General features: G+C 74.0%; 7 protein-coding genes. All 7 read left to right on the forward strand.

The genetic code is table 11. The annotated features are described in order from the left end of the window. Positions 1–58 precede the first annotated feature (58 nt). The 7 genes from ABD335_RS02540 (at position 59) to ABD335_RS02570 (ending at position 26,521) form a co-directional block, all read left to right on the forward strand. On the forward strand, positions 59–7,009 hold the full coding sequence (locus ABD335_RS02540) for an amino acid adenylation domain-containing protein (protein WP_344320433.1): 6,951 nt from the start codon (positions 59–61) through the stop codon (positions 7,007–7,009). Between the two features lie 31 nt (positions 7,010–7,040). Next, positions 7,041–7,250: an MbtH family protein gene (locus ABD335_RS02545; RefSeq protein ID WP_344320366.1), complete on the forward strand. Its 210-nt coding sequence runs from the start codon at positions 7,041–7,043 to the stop codon at positions 7,248–7,250. 20 nt (positions 7,251–7,270) lie between these two features. Further along, complete coding sequence (locus ABD335_RS02550) at positions 7,271–7,921, forward strand: 4'-phosphopantetheinyl transferase family protein (protein WP_344320367.1); 651 nt, start codon at positions 7,271–7,273, stop codon at positions 7,919–7,921. 12 nt (positions 7,922–7,933) lie between these two features. Continuing rightward, positions 7,934–11,587 (forward strand): ABC transporter ATP-binding protein, encoded by a 3,654-nt coding sequence (locus ABD335_RS02555; protein WP_344320368.1) that lies wholly within the window; start codon positions 7,934–7,936, stop codon positions 11,585–11,587. Between the two features lie 221 nt (positions 11,588–11,808). Next, a complete protein-coding gene (locus ABD335_RS02560; RefSeq protein WP_344320369.1) occupies positions 11,809–12,969 on the forward strand; it encodes a pyridoxal phosphate-dependent aminotransferase in 1,161 nt (386 codons plus the stop codon). 27 nt (positions 12,970–12,996) lie between these two features. After that, entirely contained in the window at positions 12,997–14,163 is a 1,167-nt protein-coding gene (locus ABD335_RS02565; RefSeq protein ID WP_344320370.1) for a cytochrome P450, read from the forward strand. A gap of 73 nt (positions 14,164–14,236) precedes the next feature. Further along, positions 14,237–26,521: an SDR family NAD(P)-dependent oxidoreductase gene (locus ABD335_RS02570; protein ID WP_344320371.1), complete on the forward strand. Its 12,285-nt coding sequence runs from the start codon at positions 14,237–14,239 to the stop codon at positions 26,519–26,521. Positions 26,522–26,543: the final 22 nt, after the last annotated feature.

The raw sequence follows: 26,543 nt of genomic DNA on the forward strand, positions 1-26,543 counted from the left end.
TGCGGCTCCGTCGTTGGTGGTGACGGTGGGGCAGGTGGTGGAGCGGTTGCCGGGTGAGGTGGCGGGCCGGTGTGTGGTGCTGGACGCGGCCGAGACGGTGGCGTGGTTGGCGGGGTGTGCGGCCGGGGAGTTGGCGGCGGACGAGGTGCGGGGGCGGCCGACCGGGCGGAGCGCGGCGTATGTGATCTACACCTCGGGGTCGACGGGGCGGCCGAAGGGGGTGGTGGTGGAGCATCGGTCGATTGTCAATCTGGTGGTGGCGCGGATCGGGCCGTATCGGATGGGGCCGGGCAGTCGGGCGTTGCAGTTCGCGTCGCCGGGGTTCGATGCGGCGGTGTCGGAGATTTTCACGCCGTTGGTGGCGGGGGCGTGTCTGGTGTTGGGGCCGGCGGACATGTTGGCGCAGGTGGCGGAGTTGCCGGAGGTGTTGGCCGGGTTGGGGGTGACGCATGCCACGTTGCCGCCGGCGGTGGTGGAGCAGTTGCCGGTGGGCGGGTTGCCGGGGGTGCGGACGCTGGTGGTCGCCGGGGAGGCGGCGGCGCCGGGGGTGGTGGCGCGGTGGGCGGCGGGGCGGCGGATGTTCAACGCCTATGGGCCGACCGAGACGACGGTGTCGTGCACGATGGCCGGGCCGTTGCCGGCGCGGTGGGGGGTGCCGCCGATCGGGCGTCCGTTGCCGAATGTGCGGGGGTATGTGCTGGACGAGCGGTTGCGGCCGGTGCCGTGGGGGGTGCCGGGGGAGTTGTATGTGGCGGGTGTGGGGGTGGCTCGGGGGTATCTGGGGCGGTCGGGGTTGACCGCGCAGCGGTTCGTCGCCGATGTGTTCGGTCCGGCCGGGGAGCGGATGTATCGGACGGGGGATGTGGTGCGGTGGCGGCGGGACGGGGAGTTGGAGTATCTGGGGCGGTCGGACGAGCAGATCGGTCTGCGGGGGTTCCGGATCGAGCCGGGTGAGGTGGAGGCGGCGTTGGTGGCCGCGCCCGGGGTGGCGCGGGCGGTGGTGGTGGTGCGGGAGGACCGGCCGGGGGTGCGGCGGCTGGTGGGGTATGTGGTGTTCTCCGCGGGGGTGGTGGGGGATGTGGCGGCGGTGCGTGCGCATGTGCGGTCGGTGTTGCCGTCGCATATGGTGCCCTCGGCTCTGGTGGTGTTGGACGCCGTTCCGTTGACCGTCAACGGAAAGATCGACAAAACCGCACTCCCCGCCCCCGAGGTGCCGACGACCGGGCAGTCCTCGCCCGCGCCCGCCCACGGTGAGCCGGAGCAGCCGGAGCGGATACTCCGCCGGCTGGTCGGCGAGGTCCTCGGGCTCGGACCCGTCGGGGCCGACGACAACTTCTTCGCCCTCGGCGGCGACAGCATCAACGCCATCCAGTTGGTCGGCCGCGCCCGTGAGGCCGGACTCGTCCTCACGCCGCGCGACATCTTCCGCCATCAGACGGTCGCCGAACTCGTCCCGGTGCTCCGGACGCCCTCGGCGCAGAACCGCGCCACCGCGGACGACGGCACGGGCTCCGTCCCGGCCACGCCCATCGTGCGCTGGCTGTACCGGATGGACGGACCGTACCGAGGGCTGAACCAGTCGGCACTGCTGCGAGTGCCGCCCCGGCTGGGCGAGGACCGGCTCGTCCACGCCGTCCAGGCCGTGCTCGACCACCACGACGTCCTGCGCGCCAGGCTGGTGAGCACCGCGCCCGGACTGCCCTGGAACCTCGACGTCGGACCGCGAGGCAGTGTCGACGCGCGCCTGTGCGTCACCCGGGTGGAGCTGCCGACGGCGGCGGACGACACCGACTCCGCGGTCACGGACGCCGTGGCCGAACACGGTGAGGCCGCGCGCCGCAGGCTGGACCCGGACAACGGCCGCATGGTCGAGATCGTCTGGTTCGACCGCGGCTCCGCGGCCCCGGGACTGCTGCTGATCGTGGCCCACCATCTGGTCGTGGACGGCGTGTCCTGGCGCATCCTGCTTCCCGACCTCGCCGCGGCCTGGCAGGCCGCGGTACGGGGAGAGCCGGCACGGCTCGCGCCGGTGGCGACGTCGTTCCGCCGTTGGGCCCGGACGCTCGTCGCCGAGGCGCAGAACCCGGAGCGCCTCGCCGAGCTTCCCCTGTGGCGCGGGATCCTGGAGGCGCCCGAGCCGCCGATCGGGGCACGCCCGCTGGACCCGGCCCGGGACACGCGCGAGACGGCCGCCCACCTCACGGACGTCCTGTCGGCCGCGGACACCTCCGCCCTGCTCACGGCCGTGCCGGCCCGGTTCGGTGCCCGGATCAACGAGGTGCTGCTGGCCGGTCTGGCGCTGGCCGTCCCGCGGTGGCGCCGGCGCTCGGCCCAGGCTCCCGCCCACGATCGGGACGGCGATCGCACGGTCCTGGTCACCATGGAGGGCCACGGGCGCGAGGAGATCGAGGAGAGCGTCGATCTGTCCCGCACGGTCGGCTGGTTCACCAGCCGCTTCCCGGTACGGCTGGACGCGGGCGCGGCCGGCCCGGACGCCGACGTCGTCGGGGACCGGGTGTGCGTCGATGCGCTGAAGCGGGTCAAGGAGCAGCTGCGGGAACTCCCGGACCACGGGCTGGGCTATGGCCTGCTGCGCCATCTCCACCCCGACGCCGGCGCGCTCCTGGCCGGACTCCCCGGCCCGCAGATCGGCTTCAACTATCTCGGCCGGGCCGGCATCGGGACCGCGGATCCGTCCCTGGGGGACGGCCCGGTTCCCGGATGGTCGAGCGCCGCCGACCTCAAGGTGCCGTTGCGCTCCTCCGATCCCGCGATGCCGTTCGCGCACCCGCTGGAGATCACCGCCGTCACCCGTGACCACGAGGACGGGCCGCGCCTGCACGTGACCTGTTCCTGGCCCGACGCCCTCTTCGGCGAGGACGACATCCGGGAACTGCTGGACCGGTGGTTCGAGGCCCTGGCCGCGCTGGCCCGGACGGGCCGGGGGACGGACTCCGGCAGCCGTCCCGAACTCACCCCGGCCGACCTGACCCTTCCGGGGGTGACACAGGAGGAGATCGACGAGCTGGAGGCGCGACCGGCCGGCCTGGTCGACGTCTGGCCGCTGACCCCCCTGCAGGAAGGGATGCTCTACCACTCCCAGGCGGCGGACGGCGGACCCGACGTCTACCACATCCAGCTGGCACTGGACCTGGAAGGAGCGCTGGACACCGCGGCCCTGCGCGCTGCCGGCGACGCCCTGCTGGAGCGCCACCCCAACCTGCGGGTGGCCTTCCGGAACCGTCCCTCGGGCCGGACGGTGCAGTACGTACCCCGTTCGGTGCGGCTGACCTGGGAGGAGGCCGACCTCTCCGACCTCGGCGAAACCGAGCGGCGAACCCGGGCCGAGGAACTCACCCGGCGATCGCGCACGCGACGGTTCGCGCTCGACCGGCCCCCGCTGATGCGGTTCCTGCTCATCCGGTACGGCGACGACCGGTACCGCCTGGTGATGACGATGCACCACGCGCTGCTGGACGGCTGGTCGATGCCGCTGCTGCTGCAGGAGCTCATCGCCCTGTACGACAACGGCGGTGACGGGGCGTCGCTGCCGGACCCCGTCCCGTTCCGGGACTATCTGCGCTGGCTGTCCCGGTGGGACCGGGACGCCGCCGATCGGGCGTGGAGCGCCGCGCTGGAAGGGGTGGACGAACCGACGCTCCTGGCCGGGGACCGTCCTCGTTCCCGGGCGGCACTGCCGGAGCGGATCGTGCACGACCTGGCACCCGAACTCGTCGCGGCCCTGAGCGCACAGGCGGCGCAGGCCGGCGTCACGCTCAACACCGTGATGCAGCTGGCCTGGGGACTTCTGCTGGGCCGTCGGCTCGGCAGCGGCGACGTGCTCTTCGGAACCGCCGTCTCCGGACGTCCGCCGCAGCTCCCGGGCGCGGAGCGGATGATCGGCTTCATGATCAACACGGTGCCGGTGCGAGTCCGGATCGATCCGTTCGAAAGCTGGACGCGGGCGCTCGCCCGGACCCAGGCCGAGCGGGCGTCTCTCACCGATCACCAGTACCTGAGCCTGGCCCGGATCCAGCGACTCACCGGCCTGCGCACGCTGTTCGACACGGTGCTCGTCTTCGAGAACTACCCGCTCCCGTCCGACGGCGCGGAGGTCTCCGGGGAGTTGCGCACCACAGCCGTCCAAGGCCGGGACGCCTCGCACTATCCCCTGCTCCTCGCCGTGGCGGCACGCGACGGAAGGATACGGCTGCGGCTCGACCACCGGCCCGACCTCCTCGGTGCGGGAACGGCGGACCGGGTGCTGGCGGAGTTCGTCGCCATCCTGGAGTCCGTCGCCGCCGATCCCTCCCGGCCGGTGGGCCGCATCCGGCCCGGCGGGCCGGAGACCGGGCACCGGCGGACCGAAGCGGCGCCCGTGCCCTCCGGCCCCGATGCTCCCGGCACGATTCACGAACGGCTCGCCCGGCAGGCCGCGGCGACCCCGGACGCCGTGGCGGTCTCCTCGGGCCGGACCCGTCTGACCTGGCGCGAGCTGGACGAGCGGGCCACCTCCCTCGCGGGGCTGCTGCTCGACCTCGGCGTCTCGCCCGAGGACCGTGTCGGGGTCCTGCTGGAACGCTCCCCGGAGCTGGTCGTGTCGGCACTGGCCGTGCTGAAGGCGGGCGCCGCCTATGTGCTGCTGGACCCCGCGCACCCCGAACGCAGACTGCGGGCGCTCCTGGCCGACGCCGGAGCCCCGGTGCTGCTGACCGACGCGGGCAGGGCGGCCGCCTGGACGGCCGAGCCGGAGGGCCCGTCGCACGTGGTCGCCGTCGACACCGACGTCCGGCCCGGCGGGCCCGCCCGCACCGCCGTGCCGGTCGCCGTCGCGGCCGACCAACTGGCGTGCGTGATCTACACCTCCGGCTCCACGGGGGCACCCAAGGGCGTCGCCATCACCCACCGCGACATCGTGGACCTCGCGGACGAACCGTGCTGGCGCGGCACGTCCGGGGAGCGGATGCTGTTCCACTCCCCGCAGGCATGGGACGCCTCGACGCTGGAGCTGTGGGTTCCGCTGCTCAACCGTGGCGAGGTCGTGATCGCGCCACCGGGAAGGACGGACCTGGCGCGCCTCGCCAAGCTCCTGGTGGAGGAGCGGATCACCAGGCTGTGGTTGTCCGCCGGCCTCTTCCGCGTGCTCGCGGAGGAGGATCCCGCCTGCTTCGCCGGACTGCGCGAGCTGTGGACCGGCGGTGACGTGGTCCCGGCCGACGCGGTACGCAAGGTGCGCCGCGCCGCGCCCGGCACCGTCGTGGTGAACGGCTACGGGCCCACCGAGACGACGGTCTTCGCCACGCACCACGTCATGCGCCCGGGCGACGAGGTGCCGGACACCGTGCCGATCGGCGTGCCGCTCGCGGGCAACCAGGTGTACGTCCTGTCGGCGCAGTTGGAACCGGCTCCGGTCGGGGTGCCCGGCGAGATCCACGTGGCCGGCGCCGGACTGGCCCGCGGCTACGCCAACGCCCCCGGGACGACCGCGCAGATCTTCGTCCCCGATCCGTTCGGCCCGCCCGGCTCCAGGATGTACCGCACCGGAGACCTCGGACGGCGCCGCCCGGACGGCGCGATCGAGTTCATCGGCCGCACCGACCACCAGGTCAAACTCCGCGGATTCCGGATCGAGTTGGGCGAGGTCGAAACGGCGCTCGCCCGGTTCCCGGGCGTCGCCCAGGCGGTCGCCATGGTCCGGGAGGAGTCCGCCGGCGAGAAACGGCTGTACGGCTACGTGGTCATGGCCCCCGGCCGGCCCGCGCCGGAACCCGGCGAGCTGCACGACCACATGGCGGCCGTCCTGCCGGAACACATGGTCCCCAGCGTGTTCCTCACCCTGGACGCGCTGCCGCTGACCGCGCACGGCAAGCTCGACCGGGCGGCCCTGCCCGCCCCCGAGGCGGCAGCGGGGACCGGGCGCGAGCCCAGGACGCCGCAGGAGGAACTCCTGTGCGAGCTGTTCGCCGAGACGTTGCGGGTGCCCGAGGTCGGCATCGACGACAACTTCTTCGTCCTCGGGGGAGACTCGCTGCTGGCGGCGCGACTGGTCAGCCGCGTCCGGGCCTTGTTCGGCGTGGAGTTGGGCGTCCAGGAGCTGTTCCGGGCACCGACCGTCGCCGGTATGGCGGCTGTCCTGGAGGACGGGACCGGCCCGGGCGCGGTCAACGCGCTGGGCGTGCTGCTGCCCCTGCGCGCGCACGGCAGCCGGCCGCCGGTGTTCTGCTTCCACGCCGCCGGCGGACTCAGCTGGCGCTACACGGGCCTGCTGCGGCACCTTCCGCCCGACCGGCCGGTGTACGGTCTGCAGGCGCGCGTCCTGGAGACACCCGACCACCGGCCGGCGGACATCGAGGAGATGGCCGCGGACTACCTGGCCGAGATCCGCACGGTCCAGCCGACCGGGCCGTACCACCTTGTCGGTTGGTCGCTGGGCGGGCTGGTGGCCCAGGCCGCCGCCGTACGGCTCCAGGAGGCCGGCGAGGAGGTCGCGCTCCTGGCGGTGCTCGACTCCTATCCCGCGGACGAGGGCGTGGCACCGTCCGTTCCCGCCGAGTCCCGGCTCCTGGCCGGGCTGCTCGAAGCCGTCGGGATCGGCAACGGACGCAGCGGGTCCGAGCGCGGGGAGACCGGACCGGAGCCGACCCGGGAGACGGCGGCGGAACTGCTCCGGGAGCGTGGCGGTCCGCTGGCGCCGCTTCTGGCCGACCGGCTGGACTCTCTGGCCGCCGCCTACCGGACCGCCGTGGAACTGCGGGGACGCTTCACACCCGGCGTCTTCCGGGGCTCCCTGTTGCTCTTCGTCGCGGGGGAGGACACCGATCGGGCCGAGGAGAAGGCCGCTCGCTGGCACCCCTACGTCGACGGATCCGTGGTGACACACGCGGTCGCAGGACGCCACGAGGACATGCTGACGCCCGGCCCGCTGGCCGTGATCGGCGAAGTCCTGGCTCGCCGGCTGGACCGAACACTTGATTCCGGCGAGCACATCCAAGAAAACAGCGGCAGTTGAAAGACCGCTCGGAGAGAATGAGGGGAAAGATATGTCCAACCCGTTCGACAACCCTGACGGCCGTTTTCTCGTCCTGGTGAACGACGAGGGGCAGCATTCGCTCTGGCCCAGCTTCGCCGAAGTTCCGGCGGGGTGGGAAGTGGCGCTTCCCGAGGACAGCCGGCAGGCCTGCCTGGATTACATCGAGGCGAATTGGACCGACATGCGGCCCAAGAGCCTCGTCCGGCAGATGGAAGGCTGAAGGCGGTGACAGTGCGGGGCGTGCCCGACGACACGGCCCGCACTGTCACCGTCGTGTGGGGGAACGCCTCCCGTGGCGAGCGGTACGCGGCCCACCGGGCCCTGATCCGCGCGGCGGCGGACACGACCGGCGGCCGGGCCGGCGCGATCCGGCTCCGGCACCGGCCCGACGGCCGCCCCTTCCTGACCGGGGCGGCGAGCGGGCTCCGGGTGAGCATCAGCCACAGCAGGGGAGTCTTCGCCGTCGCGTTGAGCGCCTCCCTGCCCGTGGGGGTCGACGTGGAAACCGTCCGCCCCGTTCCGGCCGAGGCGCTGGCACGGCGCTGGCTGGACGCGTCCGCCGCCGAAGCGGTCGCTCTCGCTCCCCTCGCCGGCAGGGAGGAGACGTTCTTTCACCTGTGGACGCAGAAGGAGGCGGCGGGCAAGGCCCACGGGTCCGGCCTGCGCCACGGCGGCCTCACCCGGACGGTTGCCGCCCCCGCCGCCGGAGAGCTCGGCGGCGCGCCCGAACCGGGCCGCCTGTCCCTCACCGCGCTTCCGGGCGCCCCGCACACCCGTTGCGGGACGGCGCCCGTGGGTTCCGGCCGGTACATCCTCGCCGTCGCGGTCCTCGCTCCCCCCGCCGATCCGGTCGGCGTCGAGGTGCGGACCGCCACGGACCGACAACCCTAAGGAGGGGAGCAGGTGGCGGCCTCGGGCACCGTTGCCGAAGAGCAGGTCCGGGAGGGCTGGCCGCGTCGCCTGAGCCGCCACTGCCTGCGACACCGCGGCACCCTGATCACCGCGGTCCTCGCCGCGTGCGGCGGCAGTGTGGTGGCCGCGATCGTGCCCTGGGTGACCAAGGTGATCGTCGACGACGTCATCGTGGGGCGGACCCGCGAAGCCGCCCCCTGGACGGCACTGTTCCTGACCACGGCCGTGGTCGCCTACGCCCTGGCGTACCTGCGTCGTCTGTGTGCGGGCAAGCTCGCGGCCGACGTGCAGCACGACGTACGGACGGAGATGTTCCGCTCGTTGACCCGGCTGGACGCCGCCCGGCAGGACGCCCTCAGTCCGGGCCATCTGGCGGGCAGGGTGACGAGCGACATGAACATGGTGTTCGGGCTGCTCTCCAACACGCCGCTGGCCCTCGCGAACGTCATGGCCGCGCTGGCGTCGGTCGTCATGATGGCCCTGCTCTCCCCGGCACTGACGCTGGTGGCTCTCGCCGTGCTTCCCGTCCTGTGGCTCACCTCCCGGCGCAGCAGAAGCCGCATCGGCCCCGCCGCCCGGCAGGTGCAGCGGGAGGTCGCGACCCTGGCCGGGATCGTGGAGAGCTCCATCGCCGGCATCCGCGTGGTCAAGGCGTTCGGCCAGGAACAGCAGGAGATGGACCGGCTGACCCGGGCCGGCACCCGGCTGTTCGCACACCGGCTGCGCGTGGTCCGGCTGAACGCCCGCTTCAATCCCGCGCTCCAGGCCGTTCCGGCGCTGGGACAGGTCGGCATTCTGGCGTTCGGCGGCTGGCTGGCCACCCGCGGCCAGCTCAGCCTGGGAACGTTTCTCTCCTTCTTCGCCTACCTCGCCACACTCGCCGGCTCCCTGCGCATGCTGTCGGCGTTCCTGCTCGTGGGCCAGCAGTCCGGAGCGGGTATCGAGCGCGTACTGGACTGGGCCGACGCCTCGCCGTCCATGACCGAGGGAACCGTACGGCTGCCGCACGGCCCCCCGCCCGCCGTCGAGTTCGACCACGTCGGCTTCGGGTACGGAACCGAGCGCCCCGTGCTGAGCGACGTCTCCCTGCGCATCGCGCCGGGCGAGACCGTCGCGGTGGTCGGCCTGCCCGGCGCGGGCAAATCCGCACTCGTCCAGCTCCCGCTGCGGTTCCACGACGTCGACAGCGGCACCGTGCGCGTCGACGGACACGACGTCCGCGACCTCACCCTTCACTCGCTGCGCGGCGCCATCGGATTCGTCCCCGAGGAGTCCCTGCTGTTCTCCGGCACGATCCGGGACAACATCGCGTTCGGGCGTCCGGACGCCGACGACGCGGAGATCCGTTCGGCGGCCCGGACGGCCTGGGCGGACGGATTCATCGAGGCACTGCCGCACGGTTACGACACGCGTGTCGGCGAACGCGGCCTGACGCTCTCCGGCGGCCAGCGCCAGCGCATCGCGCTCGCCCGCGCGCTGCTGAACCGCCCCCGGCTGCTGATCCTGGACGACGCCACCTCCGCGGTGGACGCCCGGGTCGAGGCGCACGTCCACGAGGGCCTGCGCGAGGTCATGAAAGGGTGTACGACCCTGATCGTCGCCCGCCGGACGTCCACCCTCTCCCTGGCCGACCGCGTCGCCGTGCTCGACGGGGGAGTCCTGGTCGACACCGGCACGCACGAGGAACTCCGGCGGCGCTGCCCGCGGTACCGCGACATCCTGCGGGAGGCCGACCGCGACCCGGACGTCGCACGGGCCGCGGCGCCGGCGGCCGGGCCCGGGCGGCGCTCCGCCAAGCCGCCGCCCACCGCGGCCAGGGGCGAGGCGCGCATCGAGGAGGACCCCGGTGTCGACGCGGCGGCCCAAGCCCGGAACCCGGGGGGCGAGTTCGGGCTGCGCGACCTGCTGCGGGGGTTCCGGCTCCCGCTGGCCTGCGGGCTGGCACTCGTCGTGGTGGGGACCTGCGCCGGGCTGACCCTGCCGTTCGTGCTCCGGCGCGGCGTCGAGGGCGGCGTCCAGGACATGGCGACCGGCACGGTGTGGGCCGCCTGCTGTGCCGCGCTGGCCGTCGTCTCGGCGCAGTGGGCGGCACAGCAGGGCGCGATCGGGGTCCTGGGACGCACCGGCGAGCGGATTCTGTACGCGCTGCGGGTGCGCGTCTTCGCCCATCTGCATCGCCTGGGGCTGGACCACTACGAGCGTGAGGCGGCGGGCCGGACCCTGACCCGGATGACCACGGACATCGACTCCCTGTCGGCCTTCCTCCAGACCGGCCTGGTGCGTCTGCTGGTCAGCCTGCTGACCCTGGCGGGGGTCCTGGTCGCGTTGTTCGTCGCGGACGCCCGGCTCGTGCTCGTCCTCCTGGTGGCGCTGCCGCCCCTGCTGGTCGCCACGCTGGTGTTCCGGAGGAAGTCGACGCGGGCGTACGAGGAGGCCAGGCGGACCACCGCCGTCGTGACCGCCACCTTCCAGGAGCACATGGCCGGCATGCGTCTCGTCCAGGCGTTCCGCCGCGAAGAGGCGAGCGCACGGCGACTGGCCCGGGAAAGCGACGAGCACCGAAGGGCGCGCACGAGAAGCCAGTTCCTGACGGCCGTCTACTTCCCCGGCATCCAGTTCATCGCCTCCCTCGTCACCGCCCTGGTCCTCGTCGTCGGGGGGCAGCGGGTGACGGAGGGCACCATGGCGGTCGGCGGCCTGGTGGCCTACCTGCTGTACCTCAACCTGTTCTTCACCCCGCTACAGGAGATCTCCCAGCTCTTCGACGGCTACCAACTGGCGCGGGTCTCCCTCACCGCTCTACGGGGCTTCCTCCGGATTCCCGAAGGCACACCGCGGCCGGCCGCCCCGCGCGCGGTGGAGCGGATACGCGGCGACATCCGCTTCGAGGGCGTGCACTACCGCTATGGCGGCGACACCCGGGCCCTGAGCGGCGTGGACCTGCACATACGGCCGGGCGAGACGGTCGCCTTCGTCGGCGAGACCGGGGCCGGCAAGTCGACCCTGATCAAACTGCTGGCCCGTTTCCACGACCCGACCCGAGGAGCGATCCTCGTCGACGGCACCGACATCCGCCGACTGGATCCGAAGGCGTTCCGGCGGCGCCTGGGGATCGTGCCCCAGGAGCCCTACCTCTTCGAGGGCACCGTGCGCGACGCCATCGCCTACGGGCGGCCGGACGCCACCGACGCGGAGGTGGAGGCGGCGGCCAGGCAGGTGGGAGCCCACGACATGATCGCCGGGCTCGACGGCGGCTACCGGCACCGGATCGCCGAAGGCGGCCGCAACCTCTCGTCCGGCCAGCGGCAGTTGCTCGCGCTGGCCAGGGCCGAACTGGTCCGGCCCGACGTCCTCCTGCTCGACGAGGCCACCGCCGCCCTGGACTCCGCGAGCGAGGCCGTGGCGAACCGGGGCGCCCCGACCCACGGCGGCACCCGCCGGACGACGCTGATCGTCGCGCACCGGCTCGGCGTGGCCGCGCGGGCGGACCGGGTGGTCGTCCTGCACGACGGCCGGGTGTGCGAGGACGGCACCCACGAGGAGCTGCTCGCGCTCGGCGGCGTGTACGCCCGGCTCTGGCGGGCGTACGACGGGCGGTCCGCGGACACGGAATTCCGCCGGCCTTCGCCGGCCCTGGAAGAGTGAGGCAGGCGGCTTTCTCCGGATCGGGAGGGGCAGATGTGCGTCCAGGGCAGGTTCAGCCTGCTTTGGTGCCGGCGCGGATATTATCCACAGGTACTTCGAGGGATGCCCGACGGGCTCCCGGTGTTTTTCCAGAAAGAATCCGCCGGAACGCAGGCGAGGCGGATTTCGCCCTTTTCGGGAATGTATTTCTGCGCGGACCCGGATGATGGAGGGACTGGGTAATGACGTATTCCCCGGCCGAGAGGCCAGTCGTCTCCCAGCGGTCGGCCGGAGTGGCGGACAGCGGTCTGGCCGAGGTGTTCATGCTGGCGCGGTCCCGCGACGCCATCGACCTGGCGATCGGCACCCCCGGCCACCCCGAGGTCTCGACGGACATGATCGAGGAGGCGGCCCGTGCCATGCGCGCCGGGCACAACCAGTACGAACACCCCATGGGCGATGCGCTGCTGCGCCGACGCATCGCCGAATCCCTGAACGCCGCCACCGACCCCGACACCGAGATCACCGTCACCGCCGGCGCCACCGAGGGCCTCTACATCGCCCTGCTGGGGAGCGTCGACCCCGGTGACGAGGTCGTCCTGTTCACCCCGGGCTTCGACCAGTTCGCCTCCGCGATCAGGCTGGTGGGCGCGGTGCCCCGGTTCGTGCCGCTGCAGGCGCCCGAATGGCGCTTCGATCCGGCGGACCTGGCCGCCGCCTTCGGCCCCAGGACCCGGGCCATCGTGCTCAACACGCCGAGCAATCCCACGGGCCGGGTCCTCACCCGCGAGGAGATGGACGTCATCGCCGAGTCGTGCGAGCGGTGGAACGTCACCGCCATCTGCGACGAGGTGTACGGCAACTTCGTCTTCGACGGTCGCCGGCACGTGTCCGTGGCCGACGTCCCCGGCCTCGCCGAGCGCAGCGTCGTGGTCGGCTCGCTCTCCAAGAGCCATGCGGTGAGCGGCTGGCGGATCGGCTTCCTGCGCGCCGACCCCGTGCGTACCGAGGCGTTCCGGCGCGTGCACGCACTGACCACCCTCGGGACCGCGGCTCCGTTGCAGGTGGCCGCCGGGCGGGTCGACTGGGCGGACCCGGAGGAGGCGTCGGCGCAGATGGAGCGGCGACGCGATCTGGCCCAGGACATCTTCTCCCGCGTGGGCATGAAGTTCGCCCCCGTGGAGGGCGGCTGCTTCCTGTTCGCGGACATCGGCCCGATCACCGGGGGGCGGACGGACAGCCTGACGTTCGTACGCGACCTGCTGGACCGCTGCGGTGTGCTGCTGACCCCCGGATTCCCCTTCTGCTCCGGTCCGGAACTCGGAGCGCAGTACGTCCGCATCGCGTTCAACCGGCGCATGGAGACCCTTCACGAGGCCGAGCGCCGGCTCCTGGCCGCCTGAACGCCGACTACCCCGGGGAGCACACGCATGGCACACCTCACCGACGTCTGGCCGGGGCCCCTCCCGGACTTCCTGCAACGGTCCGGGGACCAGGGCGTCGTACCGGTCGTCACCCCGGCCGGGGACAAGGTCTGGCTCGTGTGCCACCACGCGCTCGCCCGCCGGGTGCTGACGGACAAGAGGTTCAGCAGGGCCGAGGCGGTGAAGCCACACGCCCCGAGGGCCAACGACGCACAGCCGGTCCCGGACTCCATGATGAGCATGGACGGAGCGGATCACGCCCGGCTGCGGCGCATCGTGTCCGGAGCGTTCAGCACCGGACGGGTCACAGGGATGGCCCCGTACATCGAGCGGCTGACCGAGCAACACCTGGACGCCATGGCCGCGCTCGGACCGGGAACCGACCTCGTCGGCGAACTGGCCACCCCCCTTCCGCTGCGGGTCCTGTGCTCCCTGCTGGGCGTTCCGCCCGAGGACAGCCACCGGTTCCGGGACTGGGTCGAGGTGCTGTTCGACATCACTGCCAGCACGCCGCAGACGAAGGCCCGGCGCCGCCTGGAACTCGCCGGATACATGGCGGACCTGATCGAGCACAAGCGCCGGCAGCCCGCGGACGACCTGCTCACCTCCATGATCGGGGCGCACGACCGCGGCGAGCTGTCCATGGCCGAGCTGCTCACGATGGGCCTGACGCTGCTGATGGCCGGATACGAGACGACGGTCGGCCAGATCGGGCTGTCGGTACTGCACCTGCTGTCCCACCCCGGCTCGTACGAGGAACTGCGCGACCGACCCGACCGGCTGGCCCCCACGGTCGAGGAACTCCTGCGGCTCACCCCGGCCACCCCGGTCAGCTTCACGCGCGTCGCCACGGAGGACGTACCGCTCGGTGACGTCACCGTGCGGGCCGGAGAGGGCGTCCTCGTCTCGTTGCTGCACGGGAACCGGGACGCCGGGGCCTTCCCGGAACCGGGAGAGCTGGCCACCGAGGGCCGGGACGCGGTCCACCTCACCTTCGGGCACGGCGTGCACCGTTGCCTCGGCGCTCCGTTGGCCCGGCTCCAGTTGCAGATCGTGCTGGGCCGCCTGGTGCGGCGGTTCCCGACGCTGCGCCTCGCCTCCGGCCCGGATCCGGTCGTCTGGAAGGACGGTCAGGGCACCCGCGGGCTCTCCCGGCTGCTCGTGGAGTGGTAGGGCCGCCGGCGACGGCCACGCCCGTGGCAGCAGGACCGACGTTCAACGCCGCTGATCCGAAGTGAGGAATCGCGTGTCTGCCGAGAAGGCCCGGAGACAGGAGGTCGAGCAGGTGACCGCACAGGGTTCGTTCCGCGGCGGGTGGATCCCCTGGATCTTCTCGGGCGACACCACGGCGGCCGTGCGCGCGCAGGCCGGACGGATGCTCGCCCACCTCACCCGGAGCGAGGACACCGTCGGGGATCTCGGGCTCGCCCTGGCGGGGTCCCGCAGCCCGGCCCGTGCACGTTCGGTGGTTCTGGCCGACACCCGCGAGGGGCTCGCCACCGAGCTGTCCGCGCTCGCCGCGGACCGCGCAACGGCGTGCCGGATCAACGGGACGGCGCGCGAACGTGAGCGCGTCGTGTTCGTCTTCCCCGGCCAGGGCTCCCAGTGGGCCGGCATGGCGGCCGATCTGCTCGACTGCTCGGACGTCTTCCGGGCCGCCATCGACGCGTGCGCCCGGGCGCTCGCTCCGCACGTGGACTGGTCCCTCGAAGAGGTGCTGCGGGCGGCGCCGGGCGCTCCCTCCCTGGACCGTGACGACGTCGTGCAGCCCGCCCTGTTCGCCGTCATGGTGGGGCTCGCCGACCTCCTGCGGTCGTTCGGCGTCGAGCCGGCGGCGGTGGTCGGCCACAGCAACGGCGAGATCGCCGCGGCCGTCGTCGCGGGCGGCCTGTCCCTCGAGGACGGAGCCCGTGTGGTGGCGCTGTGGAGCAAGGCACAGATCCCGATCGTCGGCCGCGGCGCGATGATCTCGGTGCCGCTGTCGGCGGCACAGGTCGAGTCGCTGCCGGCCCGGTGGCCGGGAAGGCTGGCGCTCGCGGCGGTCAACGGGCCGCGTTCGGTCGTGCTGTCCGGCGACCCGGACGTCATCGACCGGCTGCTGGAGGAGTTCACCGCCGACGGAGTCAGGGCGAAGCGCATCGCCGTCAACGTGGCGGCCCACTCCCCGCAGATCGAGCAGGTGCGCGAGGAGGTGCTGAGCGTGCTCGCGCCCGTGCGGCCGCGCACGGGGACGGTGCCCTTCCACTCGACCGTGACGGGCGGGCGACTGGACACCCGGTCGCTGGACGCCGAGTACTGGTACCGCAACATGCGGGGGACCGTCGAACTCGACCGGGTCGTCCGCTCGCTGGCGGACCACGACGTCTTCGTCGAGATCAGCCCGCACCCCGTGGTGACCATGGCGCTCGGACAGACGCTGGACGAGGCGGCGTCGGACGCCGTCGTCGTGGGGACCCTGCGCCGCGGCGACAGCGGTCCGCGCCGCATCCTGACCTGCCTGGCCGAGCTGCACACCGCCGGCGCGGCCGTCGACTGGACCCCGGCCTTCCCCGCGGACGCGGTGGCGGCGGCCCTGCCCCCGGACGAACCCGGTGCGGCGCCCGGACCCGACGGACCACCGTTCCCCGACCCCGGGGAGGAGGACGCCGCCGCCTCCCTCATGGACCTCGTGCTCTCCGAGCTGTCCCTGGTCCTGGGCCGTGACCAGGGCGACATCCGGCCCACCGAGGCATTCTGGGAGCTGGGCGTCGATTCGGCGACCGCCGTGGAGCTGCGCGGCCGGTTGGCCGCCGCCACGGGCATGCGCCTGCCGGCCGCACTGCTCTTCGACCACCCCACACCGGAACGGCTGGTGGCCCACCTGGCGGCCGCGCGGACCGGCGGCGACCCCGCCCGGCGGACGACCCGACGCAGGGCCGCGACACCCGACGAACCCATCGCCGTCGTCTCCATGGCCTGCCGGTACCCGGGCGGGGTGGCCTCGCCCGAGGACCTGTGGCGATTGCTGATGGACGAGCGGGACGTCATCTCGGCGTTCCCGGACAACCGGGGCTGGCCCGACACGCCCGGCGACGGAGCGGAGCACGCGGAACGCCCGTATCCGCGAGAAGGCGGGTTCCTCCACGACGCCGACCGGTTCGACGCCGGATTCTTCGGCATCAGCCCCCGCGAGGCCGCGGCCATGGACCCGCAGCAGCGGCTGGTGCTCGAGACCGCGTGGGAGGCCGTCGAACGGGCCGGCATCGACCCGGCGGCGCTGCGCGGCAGCTCCACCGGGATGTACCTGGGCACGATGGCGCAGGGCTACGGCCCGCGGCTGCACGAGGCGGACGACGCGGCCGGCGGATACCTGGTCACCGGCACCTACACCTGTGTGGCCTCGGGCCGGGTCTCCTACGTCCTCGGCCTGGAAGGCCCCGCCATCACCGTGGACACCGGGTGTTCCTCCTCGCTGGTGGCGATGCACCTGGCCGCGCAGGCACTGCGCGGCGGAGAGTGCGAGCTCGCCCTGGCGGGCGGAGTCACCGTGATGGCCGATCCCGGCCTGTTCGTGGAGTTCGCCCGCCAGGGCGGCCTCGCGGCGGACGGGCGCTGCAAGGCGTTCTCGGACGCCGCGGACGGCACCGGCTGGGCCGAGGGCGCCGGGATGCTGGTGCTGGAGCGGCTCTCGGACGCGCGGCGCAACGGGCACCGGGTGCTGGCGGTGATACGCGGTTCCGCGGTGAACCAGGACGGGGCCTCGAACGGCCTGAGCGCGCCGAACGGCCCTTCGCAACGACGGGTGATCCAGGCGGCGCTGGCGAGCGCACGGCTCGACCCGCAGGACGTGGACGCGGTCGAGGCGCACGGCACCGGGACCAGGCTCGGCGACCCGATCGAGGCGGAAGCCCTGATCGCCACATACGGGCAGGACCGTCCCGAGGACCGCCCGTTGTGGCTGGGGTCGGTCAAGTCGAACATCGGGCACACGCAGGCAGCCGCCGGTGTCGCGGGCGTGATCAAGATGGTGTTGGCGATGCGGCACGGCACGCTGCCCGCCACCCTGCACATCGACACGCCCTCCTCCCGGGTCGACTGGGACGCGGGCGGGGTACGGCTGCTGACCCGGCCGCGGGAGTGGCCCGAGACGGACCGTCCGCGCCGGGCGGCGGTGTCGTCCTTCGGCATCAGCGGCACGAACGCGCACCTGATCCTCGAAGCCGTGCCGCAGGAGCGTGCCGAGGCCGCCGAGCCGGCCCGGTCCCGTGACCGGCTGCCCCTCGTCCCCTGGCTGGTCACCGGCCGCAGCGAGTCCGCCCTCCGGGCACAGGCGAGCCGGCTGCTGGCACACGTCGAGGCGCGGCCCGGGATCGACCCGTACGACGTCGGCCTGTCCCTGGCGACCACCCGCACCGCCTTCGAACACCGCGCCGTGCTGCTCGGTGCCGATTCGACGGAACTGACCGCCGCGCTGTCCGGGCTGGCGGACGGCAGCCCCGGGCCGGACGTCCGGACCGGAACAGGCCGCACCGGCGGGAAGACCGCGTTCCTCTTCACCGGCCAGGGCGCCCAGCGCCTTCACATGGGCAAGGAACTGTGCGCAGCCTTCCCCGTCTTCGCGGAAGCCTTCGAGGCCGTCTGCGCACACATCACGGGGCTGCGGGACGTCGTCTTCGGCGACGACGCGGACACGCTGAACCGCACGGAGTTCGCCCAACCGGCCCTGTTCGCCTTCGAAGTCGCCCTCTACCGCCTCCTGGAGTCCTGGAACATCGTTCCGGACCTCCTGACGGGCCATTCCGTCGGCGAGCTGGCCGCCGCGCACGTCGCCGGGGTGCTGTCCCTGGAGGACGCGTGCGCGCTGGTCGCGGCCCGCGGCAGGCTCATGCAACAACTGCGCCCGGCCGGCGCGATGTTCGCGCTGCGCGCCTCCGAGGAGGAGGTGCTGCCGCTGCTGAGGGGGCACGAGGCCGACGTGGGCATCGCCGCGCTCAACGGCCCCGCGGCGACCGTCGTCTCCGGATCGGAGGCGGCCGTCGCGGCCGTCGCCGCGCGAGCCGAGTCCAGGGGACACCGGGCGACCCGGCTGCGCGTCAGCCACGCCTTCCACTCCCCGCTGACGGAGCCGATGCTGGAGGAGTTCCGCGCGGTTGCCGAGAGCGTCGGCTATCACCGGCCGCGGATGACGGTGGTCTCCGCCCTGACCGGTGAGCCCGCCGGAGCCGACCGGCTCACCGACCCCGACTACTGGGTGCGACACGTCCGCGGCACGGTCCGTTTCCACGACGCCGTCCGCCGTCTGGAGGAGCTGAGGGCGACCCGCTACGTGGAGATCGGCCCCGACGGCACCCTCACCGCCCTGGCCGAGGCGTGCCTCGCCGACCCGGCCGGCTCCCTCCTCGTCCCGGCCGTACGCGGGGACCGCCCGGAGGTCCGCGGCGTGCTGACCATGCTGGGCGACCTGATCGCGCACGGCGCCGCGCCGGACTGGCACACCCTGTTCGCCGGCGCTCGGCCGGTCGATCTGCCCACCTACGCCTTCCAGCGGGACCGGCACTGGCTGGAGATCGACCGGCCGGTCCGGGACGTGACCGCGGCCGGACTGGACCCCGCCGGGCATCCGCTGCTGGGCGCCGTGGTCGGCTCGGCCGGCTCCGGCGAGGTCCTGTTCACCGGGCGCCTGTCGCTGCGCAGCCACCCGTGGCTCGCCGAGCACTCCGTCCTCGGACGGGCCGTCCTGCCCGCGACCGGCCACCTCGAACTCGCCGCGCACGCGGGCGACCGCATCGGCCACGGCCATGTCGCCGAACTCGTGCTGCACAGCCCGCTCGTCATCCCCGACGAGGGCGCCGTACAGATCCAGCTCGCCGTCGACGCCCCGGACCCGTCGGGCGACCGTGTCTTTCGAGTGCACTCGCGTCCCGCCGGCACCGACGAGCCATGGCAGCAGCACGCCCAGGGCGTGCTCGCCGCCGAGACGCCGCGGGCCACGAGCGAGCCGGCCGCCTGGCCTCCGCCGGGCGCGCAGGAGATCCCGGCGGACGACCGCTACGAGCGGTTCGCCGCCGCGGGCCTGGACTACGGGCCGGCCTTCCAGGGCCTGCGCACGGTCTGGCGTCTGGGCGGCGAACTCTTCGCCGAGGTCACCCTGCCGGAGCCGTACCGCCACGAGGCGAGCCGCTTCGGCATCCACCCCGCCCTCCTCGACGCCGCCGTGCAGCTGTTCCTCGTCGACGGCATCGAGGGCGTCGACGGAGCGGGCGGGACCGGTGCGACCGGCGGTGACGGAGCCCCCGCGCAGCCGCGGCTGCCGTTCTCCTTCAGCGGCGTCACCCTGTACGCGTCGGGTGCCACCTCCCTGCGCGTCCGATGGACGCCGACCGGCGCCGGCGCCGCTTCGCTGACCGTCAGCGACCCCGCCGGGGCCCCGGTGCTGACCGTGGCTTCGACGGTGCTCCGGCAGCTGCCCGCCGACGCGTTCGCCGCCGTGCCGGGTACGGCGCACCACGCCGGACTGTGGCACATCGACTGGCAGCCGGTCCCGGACGCCGACGGGCCGCGCCTCACCGGGCGGTGGGCCGTGCTCGCCCCCGACACCCTGAACCTGGCGGAAGCACTCGCCGCGGGCGGCGTCACCGTCGACACGCACCGGGACGCCGACGCCTTGAGCGCCGCTCTGGACGCCGGGGGAGCGGCTCCCGACGTGCTGGCTCTGGTGTGCACCGCGCACGAGGACGGCCAAGCCGGTCCGGACGCGGCCCACCGGGCGGTTCGGCGGGCGCTGGACCTGGCCCGGCGATGCCTGCGCGACGAACGCCTGTCCGAGACCCGCGTCCTGCTGGTCACCCGCGGCGCGGTGGCCGTCCTTCCCGGTGAGGACGTGCCCGATCCGACGGGCGCCGCCGTCCGCGGGCTGATGCTCAGCGCCCGCACCGAACACCCGGACCGGTTCGCCCTGCTGGACGTCGGGAGCGGCGACGCGGGCACCCGTCGACTGGCCGCGGCGGCCGGTGCCGCGCTCGACAGTCTCCAGCCCCTCGCCCTGCGCGACGGGCAGCCGTACACGCCGCGGCTGGACCGCGTCCCGCCCGCGGCACCCGCCCCGGACGACTCCGCCGTCCTCGACGCCGACGGCACCGTGCTGATCACCGGCGGGACCGGCGGCCTGGGCCGGCTGGTGGCCCGGCACCTGGTCGCCCGGCACGGGGTGCGGCGACTGCTGCTGGCGAGCCGCCGGGGCCGGGCCGCCGAGGGCGCGGCCGAACTGGCCGCCGAACTCGCCGAGTCGGGCGCCCACGTCACGATCGCCGCCTGCGACGTCGCCGACCGGTCCGCACTGGAGCGGCTGCTGTCGGCCGTACCGGACGACCACCCGCTGACCGCCGTGATCCACACCGCCGGCGTGCTGGACGACGCCACGCTGCAGAACCTCCGGCCGGAGAGCGTCGACGCGGTACTGCGCCCGAAGACGGACGCCGCCTGGCACCTGCACGAACTCACCCGGGACCTGCCCCTGTCGGCCTTCGTGCTGTTCTCCTCCGTCGCCGGCGTCGTCGGCAGTCCCGGCCAGGCCAACTACGCGGCCGCGAACTCCTTCCTCGACGCCCTGGCACACCACCGCCGCGCGCACGGCCTGCCCGCCACCTCCCTGGCCTGGGGACTGTGGGAGACCGCGGACGGCATGAGCGGCTCGCTGGACGACGCCGACCGGGCCAGATGGGCCCGCAAGGGGGTGCTGCCGCTGTCGGCCGAGGACGGCATGCGACTTCTCGACACGGCCCTGCGCTCGGACCGGCCGCTGCTCGTGCCGGCGCGGTGGAACCCGTCCGCGCTGCGCGACCCCGAGCACACCGCGTCCGTCCCCTCGCTGCTGCGCTCCCTCGTTCCCCCCGCGCGCCGTCGGGTGGCCGTCCCCGGGGCGGCCGGCACCGACGCCTCGACCTGGGCCCGCGGTATCGCCGGACTGCCGCCGGCCGAGCGCCGGCGCACGGTGGCCGGACTGGTCCGGTCCGTCGCCGCCGCCGTCCTCGCGCTCGACGGCCCCTCGTCGGTCGCCGAGGACACGGCGTTCAAGGCCCTGGGCTTCGACTCCTTGGCGGCGGTGGAACTGCGCGGCCGAATCCAGTCGGCCACCGGCATCCGGCTGCCGGCGGCCGCCGTCTTCGACCACCCGACCCCGGCCGCCCTGACCGACCGGCTGCTCGCCGAGGTCACGCGGATGTCCGACGTCCCCGACACCACCGCCACGGCGAACGGGACGGCCGCCCCGGCCGCGGACGGCCAGGACGATCCGGTCGTGCTGGTCGGCATGGCCTGCCGCTACCCGGGCGACGCTCGTACTCCGCAGGACCTGTGGGAGCTGGTCACCGCCGGTGTGGACGCCATCGGCCCCTTCCCCGGCAACCGGGGCTGGAACATCGACGAGCTCTACGATCCCCGCCCCGGGCGCCCCGGCAAGACGTACACCCGGCACGGCGGATTCCTCTACGACGCCGACCGGTTCGACGCGGACTTCTTCGGCATCAGCCCCCGCGAGGCCGAAGCGATGGACCCCCAGCAGCGGCTGCTCCTCGAGACGAGCTGGGAGGCGATCGAGAACGCGGCCATCGCCCCCACGACGCTGCACTCGACCCGGACCGGGGTCTTCAGCGGAGTCATGTACAGCGACTACAGCTCGGGCCTGAACACGGGAAGCGCGCTGAGCGTGGTCTCCGGCCGGGTGTCCTACACCCTGGGACTCCAGGGCCCCGCGATCACCGTGGACACCGCCTGCTCCTCCTCCCTGGTGGCCCTGCACCTGGCCGCGCAGGCACTGCGCCAGGGGGAGTGCGATCTCGCCCTGGCGGGGGGCGTGACCGTGATGACGACCCCCGAACTGTTCGTCGAGTTCAGCCGGCAGCGCGGGCTGGCCGCGGACGGACACTGCCGGTCGTTCGACGACTCCGCCGACGGGACGGCATGGGCCGAGGGCGTGGGGGTGGTGCTGCTGGAGCGGCTGTCCGACGCCCGGCGCAACGGCCACCGGGTGCTCGCCGTCCTCCGCGGCTCGGCCGTCAACCAGGACGGCGCCAGCAACGGCCTGTCCGCCCCGAACGGCCCCTCCCAGGAACGGGTCATCCAGGAAGCCCTGGCCGCGGCCCGCCTCACCGCCGCCGACATCGACGCCGTCGAGGCACACGGCACCGGAACCAGGCTCGGCGACCCCATCGAAGCGCAGGCCCTGCTCAACACCTACGGCAAGGACCGCAGCGTCCCGCTCTACCTGGGAAGCCTGAAGTCCAACATCGGCCACACCCAGGCCGCCGCGGGCATCGGCGGTGTCATCAAGATGGTCATGGCCCTGGAGCACGGCCTCCTTCCCCCGACCCTCCACGTCACCCGCCCCACCACCCACGTCGACTGGACCCCGGACATCCGGCTCCTCACCCACGCCACCCCGTGGCCCGATACCGGCCGCCCCCGCCGCGCCGGCGTCTCCGCGTTCGGCATCAGCGGCACCAACGCCCACGTCATCCTCGAACAGGCCCCCGAGCCCGAGCCGTCGACCGGGACCCGGACCCCCGCGGAACCCGCCCTGCTGCCCTGGGTGGTCACCGCTCGGGGCGCCGCGGCGCTGCGCGACCAGGCCGGCCGGCTGCTGCCCCTCGCGACCGCCGCCGGTTCGGACACCGGACCGGCACCCGTCGACATCGGGTACTCGCTGGCCACCACCCGGTCCGCGCTCACCGACCGTGCCGTCGTCCTCGGCGCCGACCCGAAGGAACTGCTCGACGGACTCCGGGCGCTGGAACAGGGCGTGCCGGCACCCAATCTGGTGACCGGCCGCGCGCGGGGCGCGGGCCACACCGCCTTCCTCTTCACCGGGCAGGGCTCCCAGCGCCCGCGCATGGGCGCCGAACTGTACGAGAGCCTGCCGGAGTTCGCGGCCGCGCTGGACGCCGTCTGCGAGCGCATGGACCCGCACCTGGACGTGCCGCTGCGCGAACTGCTCCTCGCCCCGGAAGGGAGTGAGCGGGCCGCGCTGCTGGACCGGACGCGGTACACCCAGCCTGCCCTGTTCGCCGTGGAGGTGGCCCTGTACCGGCTCGTGGAGTCGTACGGAGTGGTCCCGGACTTCCTCATCGGACACTCCATCGGGGAGCTGGCCGCGGCCCATGTCGCGGGCGTCCTCGACCTCGACGACGCGTGCAGGCTGGTCGCGGCCCGCGGGCGGCTGATGCAGTCCGCGCCGGCGGGCGGCGCGATGGCGGCGATCCAGGCCACCGAGGACGAGGTGGCGCCCACGCTGGAGGGACAGGCCGTCATCGCCGCGATCAACGGGCCGGACGCGGTGGTGATCTCCGGCGACGAGCAGTCCGTGCGGAAGACTGCCGCGCGCTGGCGGGACGCCGGACGGCGGGTCAAGCGGTTGCGCGTCAGCCACGCCTTCCACTCCCCGCACCTGGACGGCATCCTCGACGAGTTGCGCGAGGTGGCGTCCGGCATCGCCTACTCCGCCCCGCACATCCCGATCGTCTCCTGCGTCACCGGCCGGCAGGCCGACGCCGGGGAACTGGCCGACCCGGAGTACTGGGTACGGCAGTCGCGGGAGACCGTCCGCTTCTTCGACGGCGCCCGCTTCCTCGCGGACCAGGGGGTGACCACCTGGCTGGAGCTGGGCCCGGACGCGGTCCTGAGCGCCGCGGTCCGGTCGTGGCCGGCCGGCCCGGCCGGGGACGCGCCGGCCGCCGCCGTCGCGCTGCTGCGCGGCGGCCGCGACGAACCACGCACGTTCCTGGAGGCGCTGGCCCTGGCATACGTCAACGGAGCGGCCGTCGACTGGCAGAGGTTCTGTCCCGACGGACGGACCGTGGCCCTGCCCACCTACGCCTACCAGCGCGAGCGTTACTGGCAGAGCCCGCAGGCCGACACGCCGGCGACCGGAGGCCATCCGCTGCTGCACCACGCCGTCGAACTGGCGGGCGGCCAGGGATGGCTGTTCTCCGGGCGGCTCGACCCCGATGGCCGGCCGTGGCTCGCCGACCACACCATCACGGGCCGGTCGCTGCTGCCCGGCGCGGCCGTCGCCGAGCTGGCCCTGTACGCGGCACGGCGGACCGGCTGTGCGGCGGTGGCCGACCTGACCCTGGAACAGCCCCTGACCGTGGCCGGGGAGACCGCGATCCAGCTCATGGTGACCGCCCCCGCCGAGGACGGCACCCGCTCCTTCACCCTGTACTCCCGACCCGACGGGGCACCACAGGCGCAGTGGGCCCGCCACGCCTCCGGTGTCCTGCAGCCGGACAAGGCGGTCGAGGACACGGCGGACTCCGCCGCGTTCGTCCCGTGGCCGCCCCCCGAGGCCACCCCCCTCGCCGTCGACGGCCTCTACGCGACGCTGGCCGCGTCCGGGTACGCGTACGGGCCCGCCTTCCAGGGGCTGCGTGCCGCCTGGCGGCACGGGTCGGACGTGTACGCGGACGTCGTCCTGCCCGAAGCGGCCCGGGACGAGGGTTTCCTGCTGCACCCGGCCGCCCTGGACGCCGCGCTGCACGCCGCGCTCGTCCCGGACGGGAAGGAGGACGCCCGGCTCGTCGTGCCGTTCTCGTGGAGCGGCCTGACACTGCACGAGGCCGGCGCGACCTCGCTGCGGGTCCGCCTGCGCCGGGGCGAGGGCGACACCTGCTCGGTGCTCGTCGCCGACGAGACCGGCGCAGTGGTCTTCCGTGCCGACACGCTCGCACTGCGCGAGCTCCCGACGGACGCGGCCGGCGGCGAAGGCGCGGCCCTGCTCGTCCCGGAGTGGGTGCGGCGGGACCCACCGGCGGACCTCCCGGCCGGACCGTGGGCGGTCGTGGGCCCGGACGGCACCCGGACGACGGAGGCGGTACGCGCCGCCGGAGTGGCCGTACGCGGCTACCGCGACCTGGCAGAGCTCGGCCGGGCCCTGGACGACGGCGCCGACGTGCCCGCCGTGGTCGTCGCCTCCCAGGTCGGGACCCCCGGCGCCGCCACCGAGGCGGCGGCCGGAGCCGCCCTGGACCTCGTGCGGTCCTGGCTCGCCGACGCGCGCTTCGAGGACGCCCGGCTCGTCCTGCCCACCGAGGGCGCCGTCGCGGTCACCGACGCCGAGCGCCAGGACCTCGCCGGAGCGGCCGTGTGGGGACTGGTCCGCTGCGCCCAGGCGGAACGGCCCGGAACGTTCACCCTGGTCGACACGGACGGCCGGCCGGAGTCCGTCCGCGCCTTGGCTCCCGCCCTGGCCTCGGACGAACCCCAACTGGCGATCCGGGTAGGACGGATGTGGACCCCGGTACTGCGGCAGCCGTCCGCCGCTACGGCTCCCGACCCCCGCGGCGTGCCGTTCGACGAGCACAGCCACGTCCTGATCACGGGCGGTCTCGGCACCCTCGGCCGCCTGGTGGCCCGCCATCTGGTGGAGCGGTACGGCGTACGGCGCCTGCTGCTGACCGGTCGCCGGGGCAGGGACACGCCCGGTGCCGAGGAGTTCGTCGCCGGCCTGGCCCGGGCGGACGTGGACGTCACCGTCGCCGCGTGCGACGTGGGGGACCGCGCGGCCCTGGCGGCCGTCCTGGCGGCCGTACCCGAGGACCGGCCGCTGACCGGTGTGGTGCACGCGGCCGGAACGCTGGACGACACGGTCGTCGAGGGGCTCACCCCGCAGCGGCTGGCGCGGGTGCTGCGCCCGAAGGCCGAGGCCGCCGTTCATCTCGACGAGCTCACCCGGCACCTGGACCTCTCGGCGTTCGTGCTGTTCTCCTCGCTCGCGGGCCTCCTGGGGTCGGCGGGCCAGGCCAACTACGCCGCGGCCAACGCCGTCCTCGACGCCCTGGCCCGGCGGCGGCACGCCGAAGGGCGGCCCGCGCTGTCCGTGGCGTGGGGCCTGTGGGCGGACGAGAGCGCGATGTCCGCGTCCCTGGGCGAGACGGACCTGCGGCGGCTGGCCCGCTCGGGCATCGGGGCGCTGTCCGCGGAGGAGGGCCTCGCGCTGTTCGACGCGGCCGTCACCACCGGGCCGCCGGTGCTGGCCGCCGCCCGACTGGCCCTCGGAGAGGCGGACCCGGACGCGGTGCCGGTCCCGTTGCGCGCCCTGCTTCCGGCCGCGCACCGGGGGCCGGCGCACCGCCCGGCCCCGGCCGCCCACCTGCGGAACCTGCTGGCCCGGGCGCCCCGGCACGAACACCGCCACCTGCTCCTCGAGGCCGTACGGTCCCAGGTGGCCGCCGTCCTGGGGCACGCCACCCCCGAGCGGGTGACAGCCGACCGCGAGTTCCAGGACATGGGTTTCGACTCGTTGACGGCGGTCGAACTGCGCAACCGGCTCGGCTCGGTGGCAGGGGTCAAACTGCCGCCCACACTGATTTTCGACCACCCCACCCCCGCGGCGGTGGCGGACCGGCTGAGCGCCGACCTGGCAGCCGGACCGGACGCGGGAGACACCCATGACACCCCCGATGCCGACGCCGACGACCGGACGGCCGGCGAGAGCCCTCTGGACACGATGACCACCGAAGACCTGGTCCGCCTGGCACTCGGCGGCGGCGAGTCCTGACCCATCCCGGCGGGGACACACG

The sequence above is a fragment of the Streptomyces macrosporus genome, assembly GCF_039533145.1.
Classification (GTDB): domain Bacteria; phylum Actinomycetota; class Actinomycetes; order Streptomycetales; family Streptomycetaceae; genus Streptomyces; species Streptomyces macrosporus.

Coding starts and splice junctions, on each gene's coding strand:
- ABD335_RS02545 (WP_344320366.1), top strand. CDS start 7,041: ATGTCCAACCCGTTCGACAACCCTGACGGCCGTTTTCTCGTCCTGGTG.
- ABD335_RS02560 (WP_344320369.1), top strand. CDS start 11,809: ATGACGTATTCCCCGGCCGAGAGGCCAGTCGTCTCCCAGCGGTCGGCC.
- ABD335_RS02565 (WP_344320370.1), top strand. CDS start 12,997: ATGGCACACCTCACCGACGTCTGGCCGGGGCCCCTCCCGGACTTCCTG.